Origin of the sequence: Streptomyces sp. NPDC090077 (assembly GCF_044747545.1) — a bacterium.
In the GTDB taxonomy this organism is placed as follows: Bacteria; Actinomycetota; Actinomycetes; order Streptomycetales; family Streptomycetaceae; genus Streptomyces.
Genome location: NZ_JBIVEG010000001.1, coordinates 624,608 through 645,107, shown reverse-complemented (window position 1 = coordinate 645,107; position 20,500 = coordinate 624,608). Strand labels below are relative to the sequence as shown.

13 protein-coding genes, 1 pseudogene and 1 riboswitch are annotated in these 20,500 nt (G+C 71.6%); of the genes and pseudogenes, 5 read left to right on the top strand and 9 right to left on the bottom strand.

Annotated elements, in window-relative coordinates; all coding sequences use genetic code 11:
• Positions 1-105 precede the first annotated feature (105 nt).
• Positions 106-1,536, top strand: coding sequence for a short-chain fatty acyl-CoA regulator family protein (locus tag ACIPW5_RS02820; protein WP_401239409.1), 1,431 nt, complete (start codon positions 106-108; stop codon positions 1,534-1,536).
• 48 nt (positions 1,537-1,584) lie between these two features.
• On the opposite strand, the gene ACIPW5_RS02815 is transcribed toward ACIPW5_RS02820, so the two are convergent.
• Complete coding sequence (locus ACIPW5_RS02815) at positions 1,585-3,000, bottom strand: short-chain fatty acyl-CoA regulator family protein (protein WP_401239406.1); 1,416 nt, start codon at positions 2,998-3,000, stop codon at positions 1,585-1,587.
• Positions 3,001-3,379: 379 nt separating this feature from the next.
• Between ACIPW5_RS02815 and aceA the strand changes: the two genes are divergently transcribed.
• The 3 genes from aceA (at position 3,380) to ACIPW5_RS02800 (ending at position 7,261) form a co-directional block, all read left to right on the top strand.
• Positions 3,380-4,663 carry an isocitrate lyase gene (gene aceA, locus ACIPW5_RS02810; protein WP_401239403.1) on the top strand — a complete coding sequence of 428 codons (1,284 nt, stop codon included), beginning with the start codon at positions 3,380-3,382 and terminating at the stop codon, positions 4,661-4,663.
• A gap of 118 nt (positions 4,664-4,781) precedes the next feature.
• Complete coding sequence (aceB, locus tag ACIPW5_RS02805; protein ID WP_401239401.1) at positions 4,782-6,380, top strand: malate synthase A; 1,599 nt, start codon at positions 4,782-4,784, stop codon at positions 6,378-6,380.
• Complete coding sequence (locus ACIPW5_RS02800) at positions 6,377-7,261, top strand: 3-hydroxybutyryl-CoA dehydrogenase (protein WP_401239398.1); 885 nt, start codon at positions 6,377-6,379, stop codon at positions 7,259-7,261. The genes aceB and ACIPW5_RS02800 overlap by 4 nt, the downstream gene beginning before the upstream one ends.
• Positions 7,262-7,361: 100 nt before the next feature.
• On the opposite strand, the pseudogene ACIPW5_RS02795 reads toward ACIPW5_RS02800, so the two are convergent.
• The 3 genes and pseudogenes from ACIPW5_RS02795 to ACIPW5_RS02785 all read right to left on the bottom strand — a co-directional run.
• A pseudogene (locus ACIPW5_RS02795) lies at positions 7,362-7,538 on the bottom strand (dihydropteroate synthase); the annotation flags it as partial.
• 39 nt (positions 7,539-7,577) lie between these two features.
• Positions 7,578-9,902, bottom strand: coding sequence for a 5-methyltetrahydropteroyltriglutamate--homocysteine S-methyltransferase (gene metE, locus ACIPW5_RS02790; protein WP_401239396.1), 2,325 nt, complete (start codon positions 9,900-9,902; stop codon positions 7,578-7,580).
• 166 nt (positions 9,903-10,068) lie between these two features.
• Positions 10,069-10,295, bottom strand: a riboswitch (cobalamin riboswitch).
• A 90-nt stretch (positions 10,296-10,385) separates the two neighbouring features.
• Complete coding sequence (locus ACIPW5_RS02785) at positions 10,386-11,771, bottom strand: serine hydrolase domain-containing protein (RefSeq protein ID WP_401239393.1); 1,386 nt, start codon at positions 11,769-11,771, stop codon at positions 10,386-10,388.
• A 139-nt stretch (positions 11,772-11,910) separates the two neighbouring features.
• On the opposite strand from ACIPW5_RS02785, the gene ACIPW5_RS02780 reads away from it, so the two are divergent.
• Positions 11,911-12,603 (top strand): TetR/AcrR family transcriptional regulator, encoded by a 693-nt coding sequence (locus tag ACIPW5_RS02780; RefSeq protein WP_401239390.1) that lies wholly within the window; start codon positions 11,911-11,913, stop codon positions 12,601-12,603.
• 46 nt (positions 12,604-12,649) lie between these two features.
• Here the strand turns inward: ACIPW5_RS02780 and ACIPW5_RS02775 are convergent, their stop codons facing one another.
• The 5 genes from ACIPW5_RS02775 to kdpA all read right to left on the bottom strand — a co-directional run bounded on the left by ACIPW5_RS02775 (position 12,650) and on the right by kdpA (position 20,498).
• Positions 12,650-15,196 carry an ATP-binding protein gene (locus ACIPW5_RS02775; protein WP_401239387.1) on the bottom strand — a complete coding sequence of 849 codons (2,547 nt, stop codon included), beginning with the start codon at positions 15,194-15,196 and terminating at the stop codon, positions 12,650-12,652.
• Between the two features lie 42 nt (positions 15,197-15,238).
• Positions 15,239-15,928, bottom strand: coding sequence for a response regulator (locus ACIPW5_RS02770; RefSeq protein ID WP_401239384.1), 690 nt, complete (start codon positions 15,926-15,928; stop codon positions 15,239-15,241).
• Positions 15,929-16,050: 122 nt separating this feature from the next.
• On the bottom strand, positions 16,051-16,728 hold the full coding sequence (locus ACIPW5_RS02765; RefSeq protein WP_401239381.1) for a potassium-transporting ATPase subunit C: 678 nt from the start codon (positions 16,726-16,728) through the stop codon (positions 16,051-16,053).
• 6 nt (positions 16,729-16,734) lie between these two features.
• Positions 16,735-18,837 carry a potassium-transporting ATPase subunit KdpB gene (kdpB, locus tag ACIPW5_RS02760; RefSeq protein WP_401239378.1) on the bottom strand — a complete coding sequence of 701 codons (2,103 nt, stop codon included), beginning with the start codon at positions 18,835-18,837 and terminating at the stop codon, positions 16,735-16,737.
• On the bottom strand, positions 18,834-20,498 hold the full coding sequence (gene kdpA / locus ACIPW5_RS02755) for a potassium-transporting ATPase subunit KdpA (protein WP_401239375.1): 1,665 nt from the start codon (positions 20,496-20,498) through the stop codon (positions 18,834-18,836). The genes kdpB and kdpA overlap by 4 nt, the downstream gene beginning before the upstream one ends.
• Positions 20,499-20,500 lie beyond the last annotated feature (2 nt).

Below are 20,500 nucleotides of genomic sequence, written 5' to 3'. Positions count from 1 at the left end.
CCTGCGGAATCGCTACGTTCGGATCCTGCGAAACTGCGAATCTTGCGAAAGGGGCGGGTGCTACCTTCGCAACAGAGGAACGGGTGGAAGGAACGCTGTCGCCACATGGGACGCACGGCCGGACGGAAGATCTACGCCCACGCGAAGCTGCGCAGGCTGCGACGCGAGCGGGGCATGAACCAGGTGGAGCTGGCCCGTGCCCTGGGCCTGTCCACCAGTTACCTGAACCAGATCGAGCACAGCCAGCGGCCGCTCACCGCCCCGGTCCTGCTGAAGATCGCCGAGGTGTTCGGGGTCGACCCCGAGTTCTTCTCCGAAGCCGACGAGGAACGCCTCACCACCGATCTGCGCGCCGCTCTGGCGGACGAGGCCGGCGGGGTCGCGGTGGTGTCCGAGGAGATCGCGGAGATGGCCCGGGACCACCCGGACATCGCGAAGGCCCTCGTCGCGCTCCACCACCGCTACCGGGACGCGGCCGAGCAGGTCGCCGCCCTGGCCGCCCCCGGGGACTCGACGGCGGTGGTGCGCGCCGAACCGCACGACGAGGTGAGGGACTTCTTCTACGCCCACCACAACCATTTCGACGCGCTCGACACCGAGGCGGAAGCCGTCGCCGCGGCCCTGGGCGGCGGCTCGGTGTCCCGCACGGCGGACCGCCTCGCGGAAGTCCTCGCCACCCGGCACGGGGTGACCCTCGTCGACGGCGCTCCGGACCGCTCCTCGGACGCCCGCCGCTTCGACCGCGAACGGGGCCTGCTGTTCCTGTCACCCCGGCTGACCGACGCGCAGCGTGCCTTCCAGCTCGCCACGCAGCTGGCGCTGCTGGCGTACGGGCCGCTGCTCGACTCCCTGGTGGCCCCTGCCGAGTTCGACTCCGAGGCCTCCGCCGGACTGGCCAGGGTCGGACTGGCGAACTACTTCGCCGGTGCCCTCCTGATGCCCTACGGGCCCTTCCTGGCAGCGGCCGGGGAACTGCGCTACGACATCGAGCTCCTCCAGGCCCGCTTCGGGGTCGGCTTCGAGACGGTCTGCCATCGGCTGAGCACCCTGCAGCGCACCGGACAGCGCGGGGTCCCGTTCTCGTTCCTGCGGGCCGACCGGGCCGGGAACATCTCCAAGCGGCAGTCCGCGACCGACTTCCACTTCTCCAGGCTGGGCGGTACCTGCCCGCTGTGGACCGTCTACGAGGCGTTCTCGGCCCCGGGCCGGATCCTGACCCAGGTGGCGGAGATGCCGGACGGCAAGAAGTACTTCTGGATCGCCCGCACCGTGACCCGCGGAGGCTACGGCCATCGCGCCCGCCGGGCCGAGTTCGCCGTCGCGCTGGGCTGCGAACTCCGCCACGCCTCCCGGCTCGTCTACGCCGAGGGCCTGGCGGTGGCGGAACAGCCGGCCGCGACTCCGATCGGGCTCGGCTGCCGGATCTGCGAACGCCGCGACTGCGCCCAGCGGGCCAGACCGCCGGCCGGCGGCCGCCTCGCGGTCGACCCCGACCGGCAGACGTACGTTCCCTACCCGGTGTTCGGGAGCGGGTGATCCGGCGTCCCGGGCCGATCCGCGAGGCATGGGCCGATCCCAGGTCGGTCAGCCGCGGGGCGAGGAGGGGGCGCCCATGACGGGATACGGGACGAACGTGCTGCTGTTCTCGTCCACGGCGAGGGCGCGCCCGAGCGGGGGGACCGCCCGCTGCGGGCAGTCGAGGCGCTCGCAGAGGCGGCAGCCCATGCCGATCGGGGTGGCGGCCGCCGTGTTGTCGAGGTCGAGGCCGTCGGCGTACACGAGCCGGGAGGCGTGCCGGATCTCGCAGCCGAGGCCGATGGCGAAGGTCTTGCCGGGTTCGCCCCAGCCACCGCGGTGGCGGGTGACGGCGCGGGCGGTCCACAGGTAGCGCTGTCCGTCGGGCATGGCGGCGACCTGGACGTGGATGCGGCCGGGGGCACTGAAGGCCTCGTAGACGTTCCAGAGCGGGCAGGTGCCGCCCGCGCGGGAGAAGTGGAATCCGGTGGCGGACTGCCGCTTGGACATGTTCCCGGCCCGGTCCACGCGTACGAAGGAGAACGGAACACCGCGCAGCCTGGGGCGTTGGAGGGTGCTGAGGCGGTGGCAGACGGTCTCGTAGCCGATGCCGAAGTGATCGGTGAGCCGCTCGATGTCGTAGCGGAATTCCTCGGCGGCCGTGTGGAAGACCGCGTACGGGAGGATCAGCGCGGCGGCGAAGTAGTTGGCGATGCCGATCCGGGCCAGGGGGCGCGCCTCGGACCCGCCCGGGAAGTCCTCGGCGGCCAGCCGGTCCAGCTCGTCGCCGTATTCGAGGAGGGCGAGCTGCGTGGCCATCCGGAAGGCCTGCTGGCCGGGGCGGAGCCTGCTCGACAGGTGGAGGGCGCGGCCATCGGGGTCGTAGTGGTGCAACCGGTCGGAGTCCGCGGTGATCCGCACCCCGTGCCGGTCGGCGAGCCGGTGCGTCAGGGCGCGGATGACGTCCCCCGGGCGGATGCCGATCTCGCGGGCCAGGTCCTCGGCGGCGAGATCGGTGTCGTGGAGGTAGTTCTGCCGCCGGTAGAAGAACTCGCGGATCTCCTCGTGGGGGGAGCGCGGGGCCTCCGCCGGGCCGACCCGGCCTTCGGCCGCGTCGGCGAGCCGCTCCGTCAGGAGCTGGCTGCGCCGCCCGAGGTCCAGCAGGACCGAGGCGACCGCCGGCATCCGGTTGGCCAGCTCGGCCAGGTCCGAGGAGGAGACGCGGGCTTCGGCGACCTCCTTGGCCAGTGCCTCGCGCAGGTCGGCGACGAGGCGGCTGGTGTCGCGCTCCGAGAAGAACCCGGGGTCCACCCCGAAGGCCTCGGTGAGGCGCAGCAGCACCGGGACGGTGAGCGGGCGGGAGTCGTGCTCCATCTGGTTCAGGTAGCTGGGCGAGATGCCGAGCACCCTGGCCAGGTCGGCCTGCGTCATGCGCCGCTCTTCCCGCAGCCGCCGCAGCCGTGCTCCCGCGTAGGTCTTGCTCACCGGACTCCTCCACCGTCGGACGGGCTCCGTCAGCATACGGCGACCTGACTCGCCGGTAACCTTCGCAAGCTTGGCAATTTCCGCCTCGAAGATTCGCAGACCTTGGCAGGCGTACCTCCTTGATGGCACCCAGTGCCAGTGTCAGAGTCGGTCCTGCGGCCAGCCGGAACCGGTGGCCGGGAAGGACCCCAGAACCTCGATTCATGCCCTGATTTCGGTGGTCTGGCCGGTCCGTTCCCGGCAGATCGGCAGCATTGCTCAGCTCCGTCCCACGGGCGGGTTCGGCGGCCGCACCCTCCTCATCAGGCACAGAGTGTCAATGCGTGGATCCCGGTCGGGGGCATTGGCAAGACAAGCGACGACGGAAACGGTGACGGTCATGGCAGAGGCGAACAAGGCGGCGGCCGAGCAGCTCAGGCAGCGCTGGGCGGACGACCCGCGCTGGGCGGGGATCGAGCGGACGTACTCCGCCGAGGACGTGGTCCGCCTGTCGGGCAGCGTCCGCGAGGAGCACACCCTGGCCCGGCGCGGCGCCGAGCGCCTGTGGCGCCAGCTCCACGAGCGGGACTACATCCACGCGCTCGGCGCCCTCACCGGCGGCCAGGCCGTCCAGCAGGTCCGGGCCGGGCTGCAGGCCATCTACCTCTCCGGCTGGCAGGTCGCCGCCGACGCCAACCAGGCCGGCCACACCTACCCGGACCAGAGCCTCTACCCGGTCAACTCGGTCCCGCAGGTGGTCCGTCGGATCAACAACGCCCTGCTGCGCGCCGACCAGATCGCCACCGCCGAGGGCGGCACCGACACGACGGACTGGCTGGCGCCCATCGTCGCCGACGCCGAGGCCGGCTTCGGCGGGCCGCTCAACGCCTTCGAACTCACCAAGGCGATGATCGCGGCGGGCGCAGCCGGCATCCACTACGAGGACCAGCTCGCCTCCGAGAAGAAGTGCGGCCACCTCGGCGGCAAGGTCCTCGTCCCCACCTCCCAGCACATCCGCACCCTGAACGCGGCCCGCCTGGCCGCCGACATCGCGGACACCCCCACGCTGATCATCGCCCGTACCGACGCCCTCGCGGCCACCCTGCTGACCAGCGACGTCGACGAGCGCGACGCGGAGTTCTGCACGGGTGAGCGCACCGCCGAAGGCTTCTACCACGTCCGGAACGGCATGGCCCCGGTCATCGCCCGCGGCCTGGCCTACGCCCCCTACGCCGACCTGATCTGGGTGGAGACCGGCACCCCGGACCTGGAGCAGGCCCGCGAGTTCGCCGAGGCGATCCACGCGCAGTACCCGGGCCAGATGCTGGCGTACAACTGCTCGCCGTCGTTCAACTGGAAGGCCGCGCTGGACGACGACCAGATCGCCAAGTTCCAGCGGGAGCTGGGCGCGATGGGCTACCGCTTCCAGTTCATCACCCTGGCCGGCTTCCACTCCCTCAACCACGGCATGTTCGACCTGGCCCGCGGCTACGCCGAGCACGGCATGACCGCGTACGTCGACCTCCAGGAGCGCGAGTTCGCCGCCCAGGCGCAGGGTTTCACGGCCGTCAAGCACCAGCGCGAGGTCGGCACCGGCTACTTCGACCTCGTGTCCACCGCCGTGAACCCCGCCTCGTCGACCACCGCGCTCGCCGGCTCCACCGAGGAAGAGCAGTTCCACTAGGAACCCCTGCTCCGGGTCCAGCCGGGCCCGGCCCAGCGCTCTGCCGCTCGCCGTCCGACGGCGCCCGAGGGGTTTCCCCTCGGGCGCCCGCCGCCCCACGCCGAGGAGAAGAACCCCCATGTCACTCACGCCCCTGATCAGCAGCGTCCGGGTCCTCGGTGCGCCGGCCGAGCGCCACGAGGAGATCCTGACTCCCGAGGCCCTGGAGTTCATCGGCCACCTCGACGCCGCCTTCGCGGACCGCCGCCTGGAGATCCTCAAGGAGCGCCGCCGCCGCACCGCCCACCTGGTGTCCGGGACGCCGCTGGACCTCTCCCGCGCCACGGCCGCCGTCCGCGCCGACACCGACTGGCGCGTGGCCCCGCCCGCCCCGGGCCTGGCCGACCGCCGGGTGGAGATCACCGGCCCGCCGGAGCGCCGCATGGCGGTCAACGCGCTGAACTCCGGCGCCAAGGTGTGGATGGCCGACTTCGAGGACGCCACCGCACCCACCTGGAACAACGTCATCGGCGGTCAGCTCAACCTGCTCGACGCCATCGAGCGGCGCATCGACTTCACCACGCCCCAGGGCAAGGAGTACCGCCTCGGGACGGAGCTCGCGACCATCATGGTCCGCCCCCGCGGCTGGCACCTCACCGAGGAGCACCTGGAGATCGACGGGCGGCCCGTCCCCGCGTCCCTGGTCGACTTCGGCCTGTACTTCTTCCACTGTGCGCAGCGGCAGATCGACGCCGGGTACGGCCCGTACTTCTACCTCCCCAAGCTGGAGAACCGGTACGAGGCACGCCTGTGGAACGACGTCTTCGTGTGCGCCCAGGACCTCCTCGGGATCCCCCGCGGCACGGTCCGCGCCACCGTCCTGATCGAGACGATCACCGCCGCGTTCGAGATGGAGGAGATCCTCTACGAACTGCGCGAGCACAGCGCCGGACTCAACGCGGGCCGCTGGGACTACCTCTTCAGCCTCATCAAGACCTTCGGCCACCGCACGGACTTCCAGCTGCCCGACCGGGCGGCGGTCACCATGACCGCGCCCTTCATGCGGGCGTACACCGAACTGCTCGTCCGCACCTGCCACCGGCGCGGCGCGCACGCCATCGGCGGCATGGCCGCCCACGTTCCCGGCAAGGACCCGGACGCGAACACCGCCGTGTTCGCGAAGGTCCGGCTCGACAAGGAACGCGAGGCCGAAGACGGTTTCGACGGCTCCTGGGTCGCCCACCCCGGCCTCGTCCCCCTCTGCCGCGAAGTCTTCGACGGGGTCCTCGCCGACCGGCCGAACCAGCTGGAGCGCACGCGGGAGGACGTCGAGGTCACGGCCGCCGACCTGCTGTCCGTCCGCAGGATCGCGGCCCCGCCGACCTCCGAGGGCATCCGCTCCAACGTGGCCGTGGCCCTGCGCTACTTCGACGCCTGGCTGCGCGGCAGCGGTGCCGTCGCGCTGAACGGCCTGATGGAGGACGCGGCCACCGCCGAGATCGCACGCGTCCAGATCTGGCAGTGGCTGCGCCACGACCGGGTCGACCGGAGCACGGTCGTCGACCTCCTCGACGCCGAATGCGCAGCTCTGGAGGCCGAGGACCCGCATGCGCTCGTCCTCGAAGCCCGGGAGGTCTTCGTGGACTCCGCCCTCTCGATGCAGCTCCCGCCGTTCTTCACGCCCGAGGCCTACACCCGTCACCTGGTCCGCCGAGCCTCCGCGCAGGTGAACGCGTGAGCGCCCACCTGAAGCCGGCCGGCATCCGGCGCGTCGGTGTGGTCGGCGGCGGCCAGATGGGCGCGGGCATCGCCGAGGTGTGCGCCCGCGCCGGCCTCGACACCGTCGTCGCCGAAGCCGACGTCACCGCCGCCCTCGCGGCCCGCGAGCGGGTGGCCGTCTCCCTGGAACGAGCCGTCCAGCGCGGCAAGCTCGACCGCCTCTCCGCCGAGGACGCCCTCGCCCGGCTCGTCTTCACCGGAGACCTGGAGGACCTCGGCGACCGGCAGCTCGTCATCGAGGCCGTCACCGAGGACCCCGAAGCCAAGACGCAGGTCTTCACGGCCCTCGACAAGATCGTCGCGGATCCGGAGGCGATCCTCGCCACGAACACCTCGGCCATCCCGGTCATGCGGCTGGGCATGGCCACCGGCCGCGCCGACCGGGTCGTGGGACTCCACTTCTTCAACCCCGTTCCCGTGCTCCCCCTGGTCGAGGTCGTCTCCTCGCTCCACACGTCCGCGGACACCCTGGCCGCAGTCGAGGCGTTCGCACGTGATGCCCTCGGGAAGACAACGGTCCGGTCCCAGGACCGGGCGGGCTTCGTCGTCAACGCGCTGCTGATCCCGTACCTGCTCTCCGCCGTCCGCATGGCCGAGTCGGGGTTCGCGAGCGCCGCGGACGTGGACGCCGGCATGGAGCTGGGCTGCGCCCACCCCATGGGCCCGCTCAAGCTCGCCGACCTGATCGGCCTGGACACCGTCGCAGCGATCGCCGAGTCGCTCTACGAGGAGTTCAAGGAACCCCTGTACGCCCCGCCCCCGCTGCTCCAGCGGATGGTGCAGGCCGGACTGCTCGGCCGCAAGAGCGGCCGCGGGTTCCACACGTACGGCCGGGTCTGAGGGGCCCGGCACGACTCCGGCGCTGAGGGTGCGCCGGAGGTGCGCGGGAACGGCGGGGGTGCGGCGAGTGGTGTCGTCGCGCGCCCGCCGTTCCCCGTGCTCAGCCTGCCGCGGCGATCGCGCGGGCGACCCGGACCGCGTCCGCCGTCGCACGGGCGTCATGGACCCTGACCGCCCAGGCACCCTGGTAGGCGGCGATCGCCGACAGCGCGGGCGTCGCGGCGTCCCGCCCGGTTGCGGGCGGCGGCGTTCCGTCCGCGTCGGCCAGGACGTGTCCGGGCCGGACGCCGAAGCGCCCGGCCCGGACCGCGCGGCATCAGCCGTGGTCGGCCGCCAGCTCCGCCCTGACCTCGCGGGCGGCGGCGACGAGGTTCTCCAGCGAGGCGCGGGTCTCGGTCCAGCCGCGGGTCTTCAGCCCGCAGTCGGGGTTGACCCACAGCCGCTCGGCCGGGATGGCGGCCAGGCCCTTGCGCAGGAGTCCGGCGGCCTCGTCGGTGCTCGGGACGCGCGGGGAGTGGATGTCCCAGACACCCGGTCCGGCCTCACGCGGGTAACCGTGCTCGGCCAGTTCGTCGGCCACCTGCATGTGGGAGCGGGCGGCCTCCAGGCTGATGACGTCGGCGTCGAGGTCGTCGATGGCCTGGACGATGTCACCGAACTCGGCGTAGCACATGTGGGTGTGGATCTGGGTGTCCGGCCGCACGCCACTGGTGCTGAGGCGGAACGCCTCGGTCGCCCAGGCCAGGTACTCCGCGTGGTCCGCGGCGCGCAGCGGCAGGGTCTCGCGCAGGGCCGGCTCGTCGACCTGGATGACCGAAGTGCCCGCGGCCTCCAGGTCGTTCACCTCGTCGCGCAGGGCGAGCGCCACCTGGCGGGCGGTGTCGCCGAGGGGCTGGTCGTCGCGGACGAAGGACCAGGCGAGCATGGTGACCGGGCCGGTGAGCATGCCCTTGACGGGCTGGGACGTCTGCGCCTGCGCGAACGTCGTCCAGCGGACGGTCATCGGCTCCGGCCGGGAGATGTCTCCGGCCAGGACGGGCGGGCGGACGTAGCGGGTGCCGTAGGACTGCACCCAGCCGTGCTGCGTGGCGACGTAGCCGGCCAGCTGCTCCGCGAAGTACTGCACCATGTCGTTGCGTTCGGGCTCGCCGTGCACCAGCACGTCGACGCCGGTCTTCTCCTGGAACGAGATCACCTCGCGGATCTCGTTCTCGATCCGCTCCTCGTACCCGGCCGCGTCGATGCGGCCGGCCCGCAGGTCGGCGCGGGCCACGCGCAGCTCGTCGGTCTGCGGGAACGAGCCGATGGTGGTGGTGGGCAGGACCGGCAGTGCCAGGTGGGCGCGCTGCGCAGCGGTGCGCTGCGCGTAGGGCTGGGAGCGGCGGCCGTCCGCGTCGGTGATCGCGGCGGTGCGGGCCCGGACGGCGGGGTCGTGGGTGATGGCGGACTGGGCGCGCGAGGCGAGGTCGGCGCGGTTGGCGGCCAGCTCCGCGGCGATCACGTCGGTGCCCCGGGCGAGGCCGCGGGCGAGGGTGCTGATCTCGGTGGTCTTCTGCCGGGCGAAGGCGAGCCAGCGCCGGACCTGCGGGTCGACGTCCCGTTCGGCGTTGGCGTCCAGCGGGACGTGCAGCAGGGAGCAGGACGCCGAGACGTCGACCCGGTCGGCGAGGCCCAGGAGCGTGCCGAGGGTGGCCAGGGACTTCTGGTGGTCGTTGATCCAGATGTTGCGGCCGTTGACGACGCCCGCGACCAGGCGCTTGCCCGGCAGCCCGCCGATCGCGGCGAGGGCGTCGAGGTTCGAGGCGGCGGATTCGGTGAAGTCGAGGGCGAGTCCCTCGACCGGGGCGGCTGCGAGGACCTGGAGGGCGTCGCCGAGCCGGCCGAAGTAGGAGGCCACGAGCAGCTTGGGCCGGTCCGTCGCCCCGCCCAGCTCGCGGTAGGCGCGGGCGGCGGCGTTCAGGTCGGCCGGGGTGCGGTCCTGGACCAGGGCGGGCTCGTCGACCTGCACCCACTCGGCGCCGGCGGCGCGCAGGTCGGCCAGGACCTGGGCGTAGACGGGAAGCAGCCGGTCGAGCAGGGTGATCGGCTGGAAGTCGGCGGCCACGCCGGGGGCGGGCTTGGCGAGCAGCAGGTAGGTGACGGGGCCGACGAGGACCGGGCGGGCCGAGTGGCCGAGCGCGAGGGCCTCCTTCAGCTCGGCGACCTGCTTGGCGGAGTCGGCGGTGAAGACGGTGTCGGGACCGAGCTCGGGGACCAGGTAGTGGTAGTTGGTGTCGAACCACTTGGTCATCTCCAGCGGGGCCACGTCCTGCGTGCCGCGCGCCATCGCGAAGTAGCCGTCGAGGGCATCGGCGGTGGTGGCCTCCCGGTGCCGCTCGGGGACGGCACCGACCATCACACTGGTGTCCAGGACGTGGTCGTAGTACGAGAAGTCGCCGGTCGGCACCTCGTGGATGCCGGCCTCGGCCAGCTGCTGCCAGTTCGAACGGCGCAGCTCGGCAGCGGTCTGCCGGAGGGCGTCGGCGCTGACGCGGCCCTTCCAGTAGCCCTCGATCGCCTTCTTCAGTTCGCGGTTGCGACCCTGTCGGGGGTAGCCGTACACGGTGGCTCGTGCTGCCGCGGCTGCGGGCTTCGCTGTCACGGAACTCTCCTTCGCGAGATGTGTCCAGAACATCCCGGACGACGGGACGCGGACGCGAAGGGAACGACAGAACGGACGGGCCACGTCACGGTGGAACACCGCACGCGCCGCTCGCTGTGTACGCCGACCCGCCCACGAGGTCACCGGGACATCCGCCTGCGGAACGGTCCGCGGGCGGGCAACGGGCAGGTCTTCGGACTCGCGGGCACGCCTGCCGGTCTCCCGGCGGGCACCTACTGGCCGTCGCTTCCCAGGACCGTTGTCCGGTCCCAGTGCGTATGACGGCGGTCGTTCCCGCTCACCGCTGCGGGGCAGTCCCGGATTCCCACCGGGTTCCCTCTTACGACGCATCCCGCCTGGCGGACGGGGCGAACCAGCTGCCCGGCCAGAGTAAGGTGCCGGATCGCCCGGCGACGAGATGTGTCCGTCATTCGGACGCTGAAATGAGATGCCCGGTGCGGGGCGGGGCAGGCGTCCGGCCCGTCACGCCGAGGCGGCGGTGGCCCGGTTGAAGACGCGGCCGCCGAGGTCGATGCCGGCGACGGATCCGTCCGCGTCGCGGGAGAAGTAGCCGCGCTGGCCCTGCAGTCCGCCGCCGGTGACGATGAACTCGTCGCCGTCTCCGGGCAGCAGGCCCAGGGCGGCCGGTTCGTAGTCCGCGGGCATCTCGAAGTCGGCGGCCGCGCGGATCTCCGGCTTGATCGTGACCGCCAGGGTGAGTTCCGCCCCGTCGGTGGCGACGGTGAGGGTCATGGCGTCGTTCGCGTAGTCTCCGACGACCTCCCGGGCCCGTGCCCCGTCGTACGGGAGCGGCTCCGGATCCTCGTCCACGACGCCGAGGTAGTGCTCCAGGGCCCAGCGGACGGCGGCGCGGTTGAAGGGGATGCCGTCCGGCCCGGCGTTGGACAGGGCGACCACGGCGAAGTTCCGCTCGGGCACGATCACCAGCTCGGCGAACTGGCCGTTGGCCGAACCGCCGTGCTCGATGGTCCGGACGCCGTCCACCTCGCGCAGGAACCAGCAGATGCCGAAGCCGTCGCCGAGGTTGCTGCCGCGCAGCTCGACCGTCTGCTCGCGCATCCGGTGCAGCAGCCCGGCGGGCAGCAGCTGCTCGCCGTCGTGCGTCCGGCCGTCGCCGAGGTGGAAGCGCGCCCAGGCGAGGACGTCGGACGCCGAGGAGGCGAGGCCGCCCCCGGGGTTGTTGCCGCGGGTGAGCCGCCACTCCTTCGCGACGGCGAGGGTGCCGTTCCCGTCGGGGTTGTGGCCCACGGCGAAGCGGCGGGTCATGACGTCGGCGGTGCCGAAGAAGCTGTTCGACAGGCCCAGGGGCTCGAACAGGAGGGAGGCGACGGCCCGTTCGTACGTCAGGCCGGTGACGTTCTCCACGACGCGGCCCAGGAGGTTGTAGGCGGCCTGGCTGTACGAGGCCCGGTCCCCGGGACGGCCGACCTGCTCCAGCTCGGCCAGCCTCCCCACGAAACCGGCCAGGGCGTCGTCACCGTCCCCGGTGTCCACGATGACGTTCCAGCCCAGGCCCGAGGTGTGGTTGAGGAGCTGCATGACCGTGATCGCTTCCGCGGCCTTCCCGTCCGCCAGGGCGAGTTCGGGAACGTAGCGGCGTACCGGCGCGTCCAGCGCGACGCGGCCGTCCGCGACCAGTCGCATCAGGGCCGTCGCGGTGAAGGTCTTCGTCGCGGAGCCGATCTGGAACAGCGTGTGCTCGTCGACGGGGAGCGGGTGGTCGATGCTCGTCACCCCGTGGCTCGCGAAGCTCTCCCGGCCGTCCGTCCACACGCCGACGGTGACGCCCGGGATGCCGAACTCCCCGGCGGCGGCCTGGACGAACTCGGACAGTGCTGCGTCGGACATCGTGTTCCCCCTTGTCGGTGCCGCGGCCTCCGCGGCTTCCTGCACTTTGTTCAAGTAGAAGGTAAGCCGTCACTTGAACTAAGTGCAAGCAAGTTCCTGAACTTTGTGCAACTCCGGGTGGCGGGCCTATCGTGAGCGCATGCCGCGCGAGAAGATGACCAAGGAACAGATCGTCCGGACCGCCGTCGACCTGCTGGACGACGAAGGCCTGGAGGGCCTCAACATGCGGGCGCTGGGCGCGCGGCTGGGAACCGTCGCCACCGCCGTCTACTGGCACGTCAAGAACAAGGACGACCTCGTCCTGCTCGCCGGTGACCACGTCTGGAACGAGATCGAACTCCCCGACCTCGACGCCGTCGACTGGCGCACCGCCGCCGCATCGATGGCCGAGAACCTGCACGCGATGCTCACCCGGCACCCCTGGCTCACCCAGGCGTTCGGCTCCTACGTCATCTACGGGCCCGGCAAGGCCCGCCACGACGACCACTGCCTCGCCCTCTACGAGAAGGCGGGCTTCACCGGCGAGGACGCGGACCAGGCCGCGGCCGCCGTCTTCACCTACGTGCTGGGCAGCGCCCTGGGCGTATCGGCCGTGGCGTCCCTGACGCGCAGGCTCGCCCGCGGCGGCGGCGATCCGGACGCACTGCTCCAGGACGCCGTGGCCCGCGCCGGCGAGGCCGCGAAGGGGTTCCCGCGGCTGCGCGCCCGGCTCGAAGCCCCCGACGCCGCCCGGTACGCGGCGGCCCCCGACGCCGCCTTCGCACGGGGCCTCCGTGCCCTCCTCGGCGGCCTGGAGGAGCAGTTGCGGGACGGGGACGGCCCGCGGGCCTAGCCCGCCGGGCGCGGTGGACGGCGGCCCCGCCGGCGGGGTGGCGGCGTCAGGTCACGGCGGTCGCCGGGAGCTCCGGTGACACCGGAGGGCCGTCCCCCGCCACGGGGAGGGTGAGGACCATGGTGAGGCCGCCGCCCGGGGTGTCCTCGGCCGTCAGGGTGCCGCCGATGGCCTCGGTGAAGCCGCGGGCGACCGCGAGGCCGAGGCCGACTCCCGCGCCGCGAGGGGCGTCCCCGTGGCGCTGGAAGGGTTCGAAGATGCGGTCCTTGGCCTCGTCGGGGACCCCGGGTCCACGGTCGACGACCCGGACCTCCACCCGGCTCGCCAGGGCGCTGGCGGCGACGTTGACGGGTCGGCCGGGCGGGCTGTACTTGACGGCGTTCTCGACGATGTTGGCGACGGCCCGCTCCAGGAGACCGCGGTCGACGGCGACCATCGGCAGGGTCTCCGGGATGTCCAGCTCCACGCTGTCCTCCGGTACGCCGCCCAGGGCCATGGGGACGACCTCGTCGAGGTCGGTCTCCCGGATCAGCGGGACGACCGTGCCGGTGTTGAGCCGGGACATGTCGAGGAGGTTCCCGATGAGGGCGGCGAGGCGGTCGGCGCCGTCCTCGATGCCTTCGAGGAGTTCGGCCTTGTCGTCCTCCGACCATTCGACGTCGCCGGAGCGCAGGGAGGTGACGGAGGCCTTGATGCCGGCGAGCGGGGTGCGCAGGTCGTGGCTGACGGCGGCGAGCAGGGCGGTGCGGATGCGGTTGGCCTCGGCGAGCTCGCGGGACTTCTCGGCCTCGTCGACGAGGCGCTGGCGGTCGAGGACGACGGCGGCTTGGGCCGCGAAGGCGCCGAGGACGCGTCGGTCCTCGGCGGGCAGGACGCGGCCGGTGAGGGCGAGGGCCATGTTGTCGCCGATCGGCAGGTCGACGTCCGCGTCCTCGGGCCGGCCGACGTGACCGGTCCCGACGGCCGCGGCGGTGGTCCACGCGTCGACCTCGCTGGTGCGTTCCAGGAGGGTGACCGACTGCATGGCGAAGGTCTCGCGGAGACGTTCCAGGAGGGCGTCGAGGGAGTCCTCGCCGCGCAGGACGCTGCCCGCGAGGAAGGAGAGGATCTCGGACTCGGCGCGGAGCCGGGCGGCCTGGTGGGTGCGCCGGGCCGCGAGGTCCACCACGGAGGCGACGGACACGGCGACCCCGATGAAGATCGCGATGGCGACGATGTTCTTCGGGTCGGAGATCGTCAACCGGTGCAGCGGCGGTGTGAAGTAGTAGTTGAGCAGGAGGGAGCCGAAGGCCGCCGAGGCGAGGGCGGGCAGGAGCCCGCCCAGGAGCGCTGCCGCCACCGTGCAGGTGAGGAACAGCAGCATGTCGTTGGCGAGGCCGAGACCGGGTACGAGCTGGTTCAGCAGGACGGTGAGCAGTGCCGGGCCGGCCACACCGGTCAGCCAGCCCCAGATGCGGCGGGACCGCCCGAGGCGTGCGCCGCGGGCGACGGGCAGGCTGCGCCGGCCCCTGGCCGCCTCGTCGTGGGTGACGATGTGGACGTCGAGGTCGGGTCCGGACTCCCGGGCGACGGTGGCGCTCACGCCGGGGCTGAAGACGGACTGCCAGGAGCGTCGGCGGCTGACGCCGAGGACGATCTGGGTGGCGTTGCAGCCGCGGGCGAACTCCAGCAGGGCATCGGGGACGTCGTCGCCTATGACGTGGTGGAAGGTGCCCCCGAGCCCCTCGACCAGGGTGCGCTGGACGGCGAGTTCCTTGGGCGAGGCGGAGGTGAGCCCGTCGCTGCGGGCGATGTAGACGGCCAGGACCTCGCCGCCCGAGCCCTTCTCGGCGAGACGGGCGGCCCGGCGGATGAGCGTACGGCCTTCCGGACCGCCGGTGAGACCGACGACGATCCGCTCGCGGGCCTGCCAGGTGGTGCGGATGTCGTGCTCGCCCCGGTACTCCTGGAGGTACTCGTCGACCCGGTCGGCCACCCACAGCAGCGCCAGCTCGCGCAGCGCGGTGAGGTTGCCCGGGCGGAAGTAGTTCGAGAGGGCCGCGTCGACCTTGTCGGGCTGGTAGACGTTGCCGTGCGCCATCCGCCGGCGCAGGGCCTGCGGGGACATGTCGACCAGCTCGATCTGGTCCGCCCGCCGGACCACCTCGTCGGGGACGGTCTCGCGCTGGCGGACACCGGTGATCGTCTCGACCACGTCGCCCAGCGATTCGAGGTGCTGGATGTTCACGGTCGAGACGACGTCGATGCCGGCCCGGAGCAGTTCCTCCACGTCCTGCCAGCGCTTGGTGTGGCGCGAGCCGGGCACGTTCGTGTGCGCGAGCTCGTCCACCAGCACGACGGCGGGGCGGCGGGCGAGGACGGCGTCGACGTCCATCTCGGTGAAGGCGGAGCCGCGGTACTCCAGCTCGCGCCGCTCGACGAGTTCGAGGCCGTGCAGCATCACCTCGGTCCGCGGCCGGCCGTGGTGCTCGACGAAGCCGACGACGCAGTCGGTGCCCCGCTCGACCCGGCGGTGCGCCTCGGAGAGCATGGCGTACGTCTTGCCGACGCCGGGTGCCGCACCGAGGTAGATGCGGAGCTTGCCGCGTCCCATGTTCAGACTCTTCTTCTCTGTCGACGGTCGATCGGCCGGTGATCAGGGTTCGAAGCGGTATCCCATGCCCGGCTCGGTGATCAGGTACCGGGGGTGGGAGGGGTCCGCTTCGAGCTTGCGCCGCAGCTGGGCCATGTAGACGCGCAGGTAGTTGGTGTTCTCCCGGTACGTCGGCCCCCAGACCTCCAGCAGCAGCCGGGCCTGGGTGATCAGCCGGCCCGGGTGGGTGAGGAGGATCTCCAGCAGGTGCCACTCCGTCGGGGTCAGCCGTACGGTGCGCTCCCCGCGCCGCACCTTCCGTGCGACCAGGTCGACGGTGAACTCGTCGGTCGTCACCACGGTGACCTCGTCCGGCCGGGTCGCCCCCGGGTCCTCCTGCCGCCGGGCGGCCGCCCGCAGCCGGGCGAGGAGCTCGTCCATGCTGAACGGTTTCGTCACGTAGTCGTCCGCGCCGGCGTCCAGGGCCCGGACCTTGTCCTCGGAGGTGTGCCGGGCGGAGAGGACCAGGATGGGCACGCGGGACCAGCCGCGGACGTTCTTGATCACATCGACGCCGTCCATGTCGGGCAGCCCGAGGTCCAGCACGATGACGTCCGGCTTGCGTGCGGCCGCGAGCCGGAGGGCCGAGCCGCCGTCGCCGGCCTCCTCGACCTCGAACTTGCGCGCCTGCAGGTTGATCCGCAGCGCGCGGACGAGCTGGGGATCGTCCTCCACCACCAGCACCCGGGTCATGGGTGTGCAGCCTTTCGTTCGGTACGGGCACGGCGCGGAGCCGGCGGGGCGCTCGGGCCCCTCCCGGTGTCGGCCGGGGGAGTTCCGCGCCCCGCCGGCTCCCGGTCGCGCGATGCGGCGGATCAGCTCTTGGCCAGGGCCTTGAGGGCGGTGTTGAGTGCGAGGACGTTGACGCGGGGCTCGCCCATGAAGCCGAGGGTGCGGCCCTGGGTGTTGTCCTTCACGAGCTTCTCGACCTGCTGGACGTCGAGCCCGTTCTTCTCGGCGACCCGGTGGACCTGGAGCTCGGCGTACGCGGGGGAGATGTGCGGGTCCAGTCCGGAGCCGGAGGAGGTGACGGCGTCGGCCGGTACGTCCTCGGGCTTCACCCGGTAACCGGCCGTGGAGTTGTCGGCGATGACGGCTTCCTTGGCGTCGGTGACCAGCTTGACCAGGTCGGGGTTGTCAGCGGCCTTGTTGGTGGCGCCGGAGAGGATCAGCGCGTACTGGGTGTTGACGCTGTTGGAGCCGAGCCCGTTGGAGGGGCGGGGCTGGAACCACTTCAGGTCCGGCTTGGCGGCCTCTTCGGGGTCGTCGGGGTTCTGCTTCGGGAGGTCGTAGGTCTGCCCGATGAGGGAAGAGCCGACGACCTGCCCGCCTTGGTCCTTCGTTTCGGAGCCGTTGGCCTTGTCGTGGAACAGGGCCTGGGCGATGCCGGTGACGGCGAGCGGGTAGAGGACCCCGCAGATCACGGTCAGGACGAGCAGGGCGCGCAGGCCGGCCCCGATCAGCCGTGCGGTGTTGCCTACAGAGTTGTTCATGTCGTCTCAGCCGATTCCGGGGATGAGGGTGATGAGGAGGTCGATGAGCTTGATGCCGATGAACGGGGCGATCAGGCCGCCGAGTCCGTAGAGGCCGAGGTTGCGGCGGAGCATCTTGTCGGCGCTGGTCGGCTTGTACTGGACGCCCTTGAGGGCGAGCGGCACGAGGGCGATGATGATCAGCGCGTTGAAGATCACGGCGGAGAGGATGGCCGACTCGGGGGAGTGCAGGCCCATGATGTTGAGCTTGTCCAGGCCCGGGTAGACCACCGCGAACATCGCGGGGATGATCGCGAAGTACTTGGCCACGTCGTTGGCGATGGAGAACGTCGTCAGGGCTCCGCGGGTGATCAGGAGCTGCTTGCCGATCTCCACGATCTCGATGAGCTTGGTGGGGTTGGAGTCCAGGTCCACCATGTTCCCGGCCTCCTTGGCGGCCGAGGTGCCCGTGTTCATCGCGACGCCGACGTCGGCCTGGGCGAGGGCGGGGGCGTCGTTGGTTCCGTCGCCGGTCATCGCGACGAGCTTGCCGCCGGCCTGCTCCCGCTTGATGAGGGCCATCTTGTCCTCGGGAGTGGCCTCGGCGAGGAAGTCGTCGACACCGGCCTCCTCCGCGATGGCCTTCGCGGTGAGCGGGTTGTCACCGGTGATCATGACGGTCTTGATGCCCATGCGGCGCAGCTCGTCGAACCGCTCGCGCATGCCCTCCTTGACGACGTCCTTGAGGTGGATGACACCGAGGACGCGGGCGCCCTTGTCGTCCTTGACGGCGACGAGGAGCGGGGTGCCGCCGGCCTCGGAGATGCGGTTGGCGAGGGTGTCGGCGTCGTCGGCGACCTCGCCGCCCTGCTCCTCGACCCAGGTGATGACGGAGCCGGCGGCGCCCTTGCGGGTCTGCCTGCCGTCGACGTCGACGCCGGACATGCGGGTCTGGGCGGTGAAGGCGATCCACTCCGCGTGGGACAGCTCGCCCTGGTGGCGCTCGCGGAGGCCGTACTTCTCCTTCGCCAGGACGACGATGGAACGTCCCTCGGGGGTCTCGTCCGCGAGGGAGGACAGCTGGGCGGCGTCCGCCAGCTCGGCCTCGGTGGTGCCCTGGACGGGGACGAACTCGGAGGCCTGGCGGTTGCCGAGGGTGATCGTGCCGGTCTTGTCGAGCAGCAGCGTCGAGACGTCACCGGCGGCTTCCACCGCGCGCCCGGACATGGCCAGGACGTTGCGCTGGACCAGCCGGTCCATGCCGGCGATGCCGATCGCGGACAGCAGCGCCCCGATGGTGGTCGGGATGAGGCAGACCAGCAGCGCGGTCAGCACGATCATCGACTGTTCGGCGCCCGCGTAGATGGCGAAGGGCTGGAGGGTGACGACGGCCAGCAGGAAGACGATCGTGAGGGACGCCAGGAGGATGTTCAGCGCGATCTCGTTCGGCGTCTTCTGCCGGGCGGCGCCCTCGACGAGCGCGATCATGCGGTCGATGAAGGTCTCGCCGGGCTTCGTCGTGATCTTGATGACCACCCGGTCGGAGAGCACCTTCGTGCCGCCGGTCACGGCCGAGCGGTCGCCGCCCGACTCGCGGATCACCGGCGCCGATTCGCCGGTGATGGCCGACTCGTCGACCGAGGCGACGCCTTCGACGACGTCACCGTCGCCGGGGATGACGTCCCCGGCCTCGCAGACCACCAGGTCGCCGATCCTCAGCTCGGTGCCCGCGACGGACTCCTCGCCGCCGTCCGCCTTCAGACGGCGGGCGACGGAATCGGTCTTGGCCTTGCGCAGGGTGTCGGCCTGGGCCTTGCCCCGGCCCTCGGCGACGGCCTCCGCCAGGTTCGCGAAGATCGTGGTCAGCCACAGCCAGGCGGTGATCGCCCAGCCGAACCAGTCCGCCGGGTCCTTGAGGGCGAGGACGGTGGTGACCACCGACCCGACGAGGACGACGAACATGACCGGCGACTTGATCATGACGCGCGGGTCGAGCTTCTTCACCGCGTCCGGGAAGGACTTCAGCAGCTGCTTGGGGTCGAAGAGCCCTCCGCCGACGCGGCCGGCCGGCGGCTTGTGGCCGGTGGGCAGGTCCTCGTGCGGAGCACGGGTCTCAGTGGCGGTGCTCATGATGCGAGCCCTTCGGCGAGCGGCCCCAGCGCGAGGGCGGGGAAGTAGGTCAGACCGGTGACGATGAGGATCGTGCCGACGAGCAGGCCGGTGTAGAGCGGCTTGTCGGTACGGAGCGTGCCCGCGGTCTCGGGGACGGGCTTCTGCTCGGCGAGCGAGCCGGCCAGCGCCAGGACGAACACCATCGGCAGGAAGCGGCCGAGCAGCATCGCGATGCCGATGGTGCTGTTGAACCACTGCGTGTCGGCGTTCAGGCCGCCGAAGGCGGAGCCGTTGTTGTTGGCGCCGGAGGTGTAGGCGTACAGGACCTCGGAGAAGCCGTGCGCGCCGGAGTTCAGCATGGAGTGCGGCGGGGTCGGCAGGGCCATGGCCGCGGCCGTGAAGCCGAGGACCAGGGCCGGGGTGATCAGGATGTAGCAGGCCGCGAACTTGATCTCGCGGGTGCCGATCTTCTTGCCGAGGTACTCGGGGGTGCGGCCGACCATCAGGCCGGCGATGAACACGGCGATGATCGCCATGACGAGCATGCCGTAGAGGCCGGAGCCGACACCGCCCGGGGCGATCTCGCCGAGCTGCATGCCCAGCAGCTGGATGCCGCCGCCCAGGCCGGTGTAGGAGGAGTGGAAGGAGTTGACGGCACCGGTGGAGGTGAGCGTGGTGGCGACGGAGAAGATCGCGGATCCGGCGATGCCGAAGCGGGTCTCCTTGCCCTCCATCGCCCCGCCGGCGACGTCGAAGGCGGGGCCGTGGTGGGCGAACTCGGTCCACATCATCAGGGCGGTGAAGCCGATCCAGATGGTGGCCATCGTCGCGAGGATCGCGTAGCCCTGGCGCAGGCTTCCGACCATGCGGCCGAAGGTGCGGGTCAGCGCGAAGGGGATGACGAGGATCAGGAAGACCTCGAACAGGTTGGAGAAGGGGGTGGGGTTCTCGAAGGGGTGGGCGGAGTTGGCGTTGAAGTAGCCGCCGCCGTTCGTCCCGAGTTCCTTGATGACCTCCTGGGAGGCGACCGCGCCGCCGTTCCACTGCTGGGTGCCGCCGAGGAACTGCCCGACCTCGTGGATCCCGGAGAAGTTCTGGATGGCACCGCACGCGACCAGCACCAGGGCGCCGATGACGGAGATCGGGACCAGGATGCGGACGGTGCCGCGCACCAGGTCGGCCCAGAAGTTGCCGAGTTCACCGGTGCGGGAGCGGGCGAAGCCCCGTACGAGGGCGACGGCCACGGCCATGCCGACGGCGGCGGAGACGAAGTTCTGCACCGCCAGGCCGCCGGTCTGCACGACGTGGCCCATGGCCTGCTCGCCCGCGTACGACTGCCAGTTGGTGTTCGCCACGAAGGACGCGGCGGTGTTGAAGGCCTGGTCCGGGTCGATCGCCTGGAAGCCGAGCGAGCCGGGCAGGATCCCCTGGGCGCGCTGGAGGGCGTAGAGGAACAGGACGCTCACCGCGGAGAAGGCGAGGACGCCGCGCAGGTAGGCGGGCCAGCGCATTTCGGCGTTCGGGTCGGCGCCGATCGCCTTGTAGATCCACTTCTCCGGCTTGTAGTGCTTCTCGGAGGAGTAGACCCGGGCCATGTGGTCGCCGAGCGGGCGGTACGCGAGGGCCAGGGCGGCGATCAGTGCCAGGAGCTGGAGCACACCAGCGGTTACGGGGCTCATGT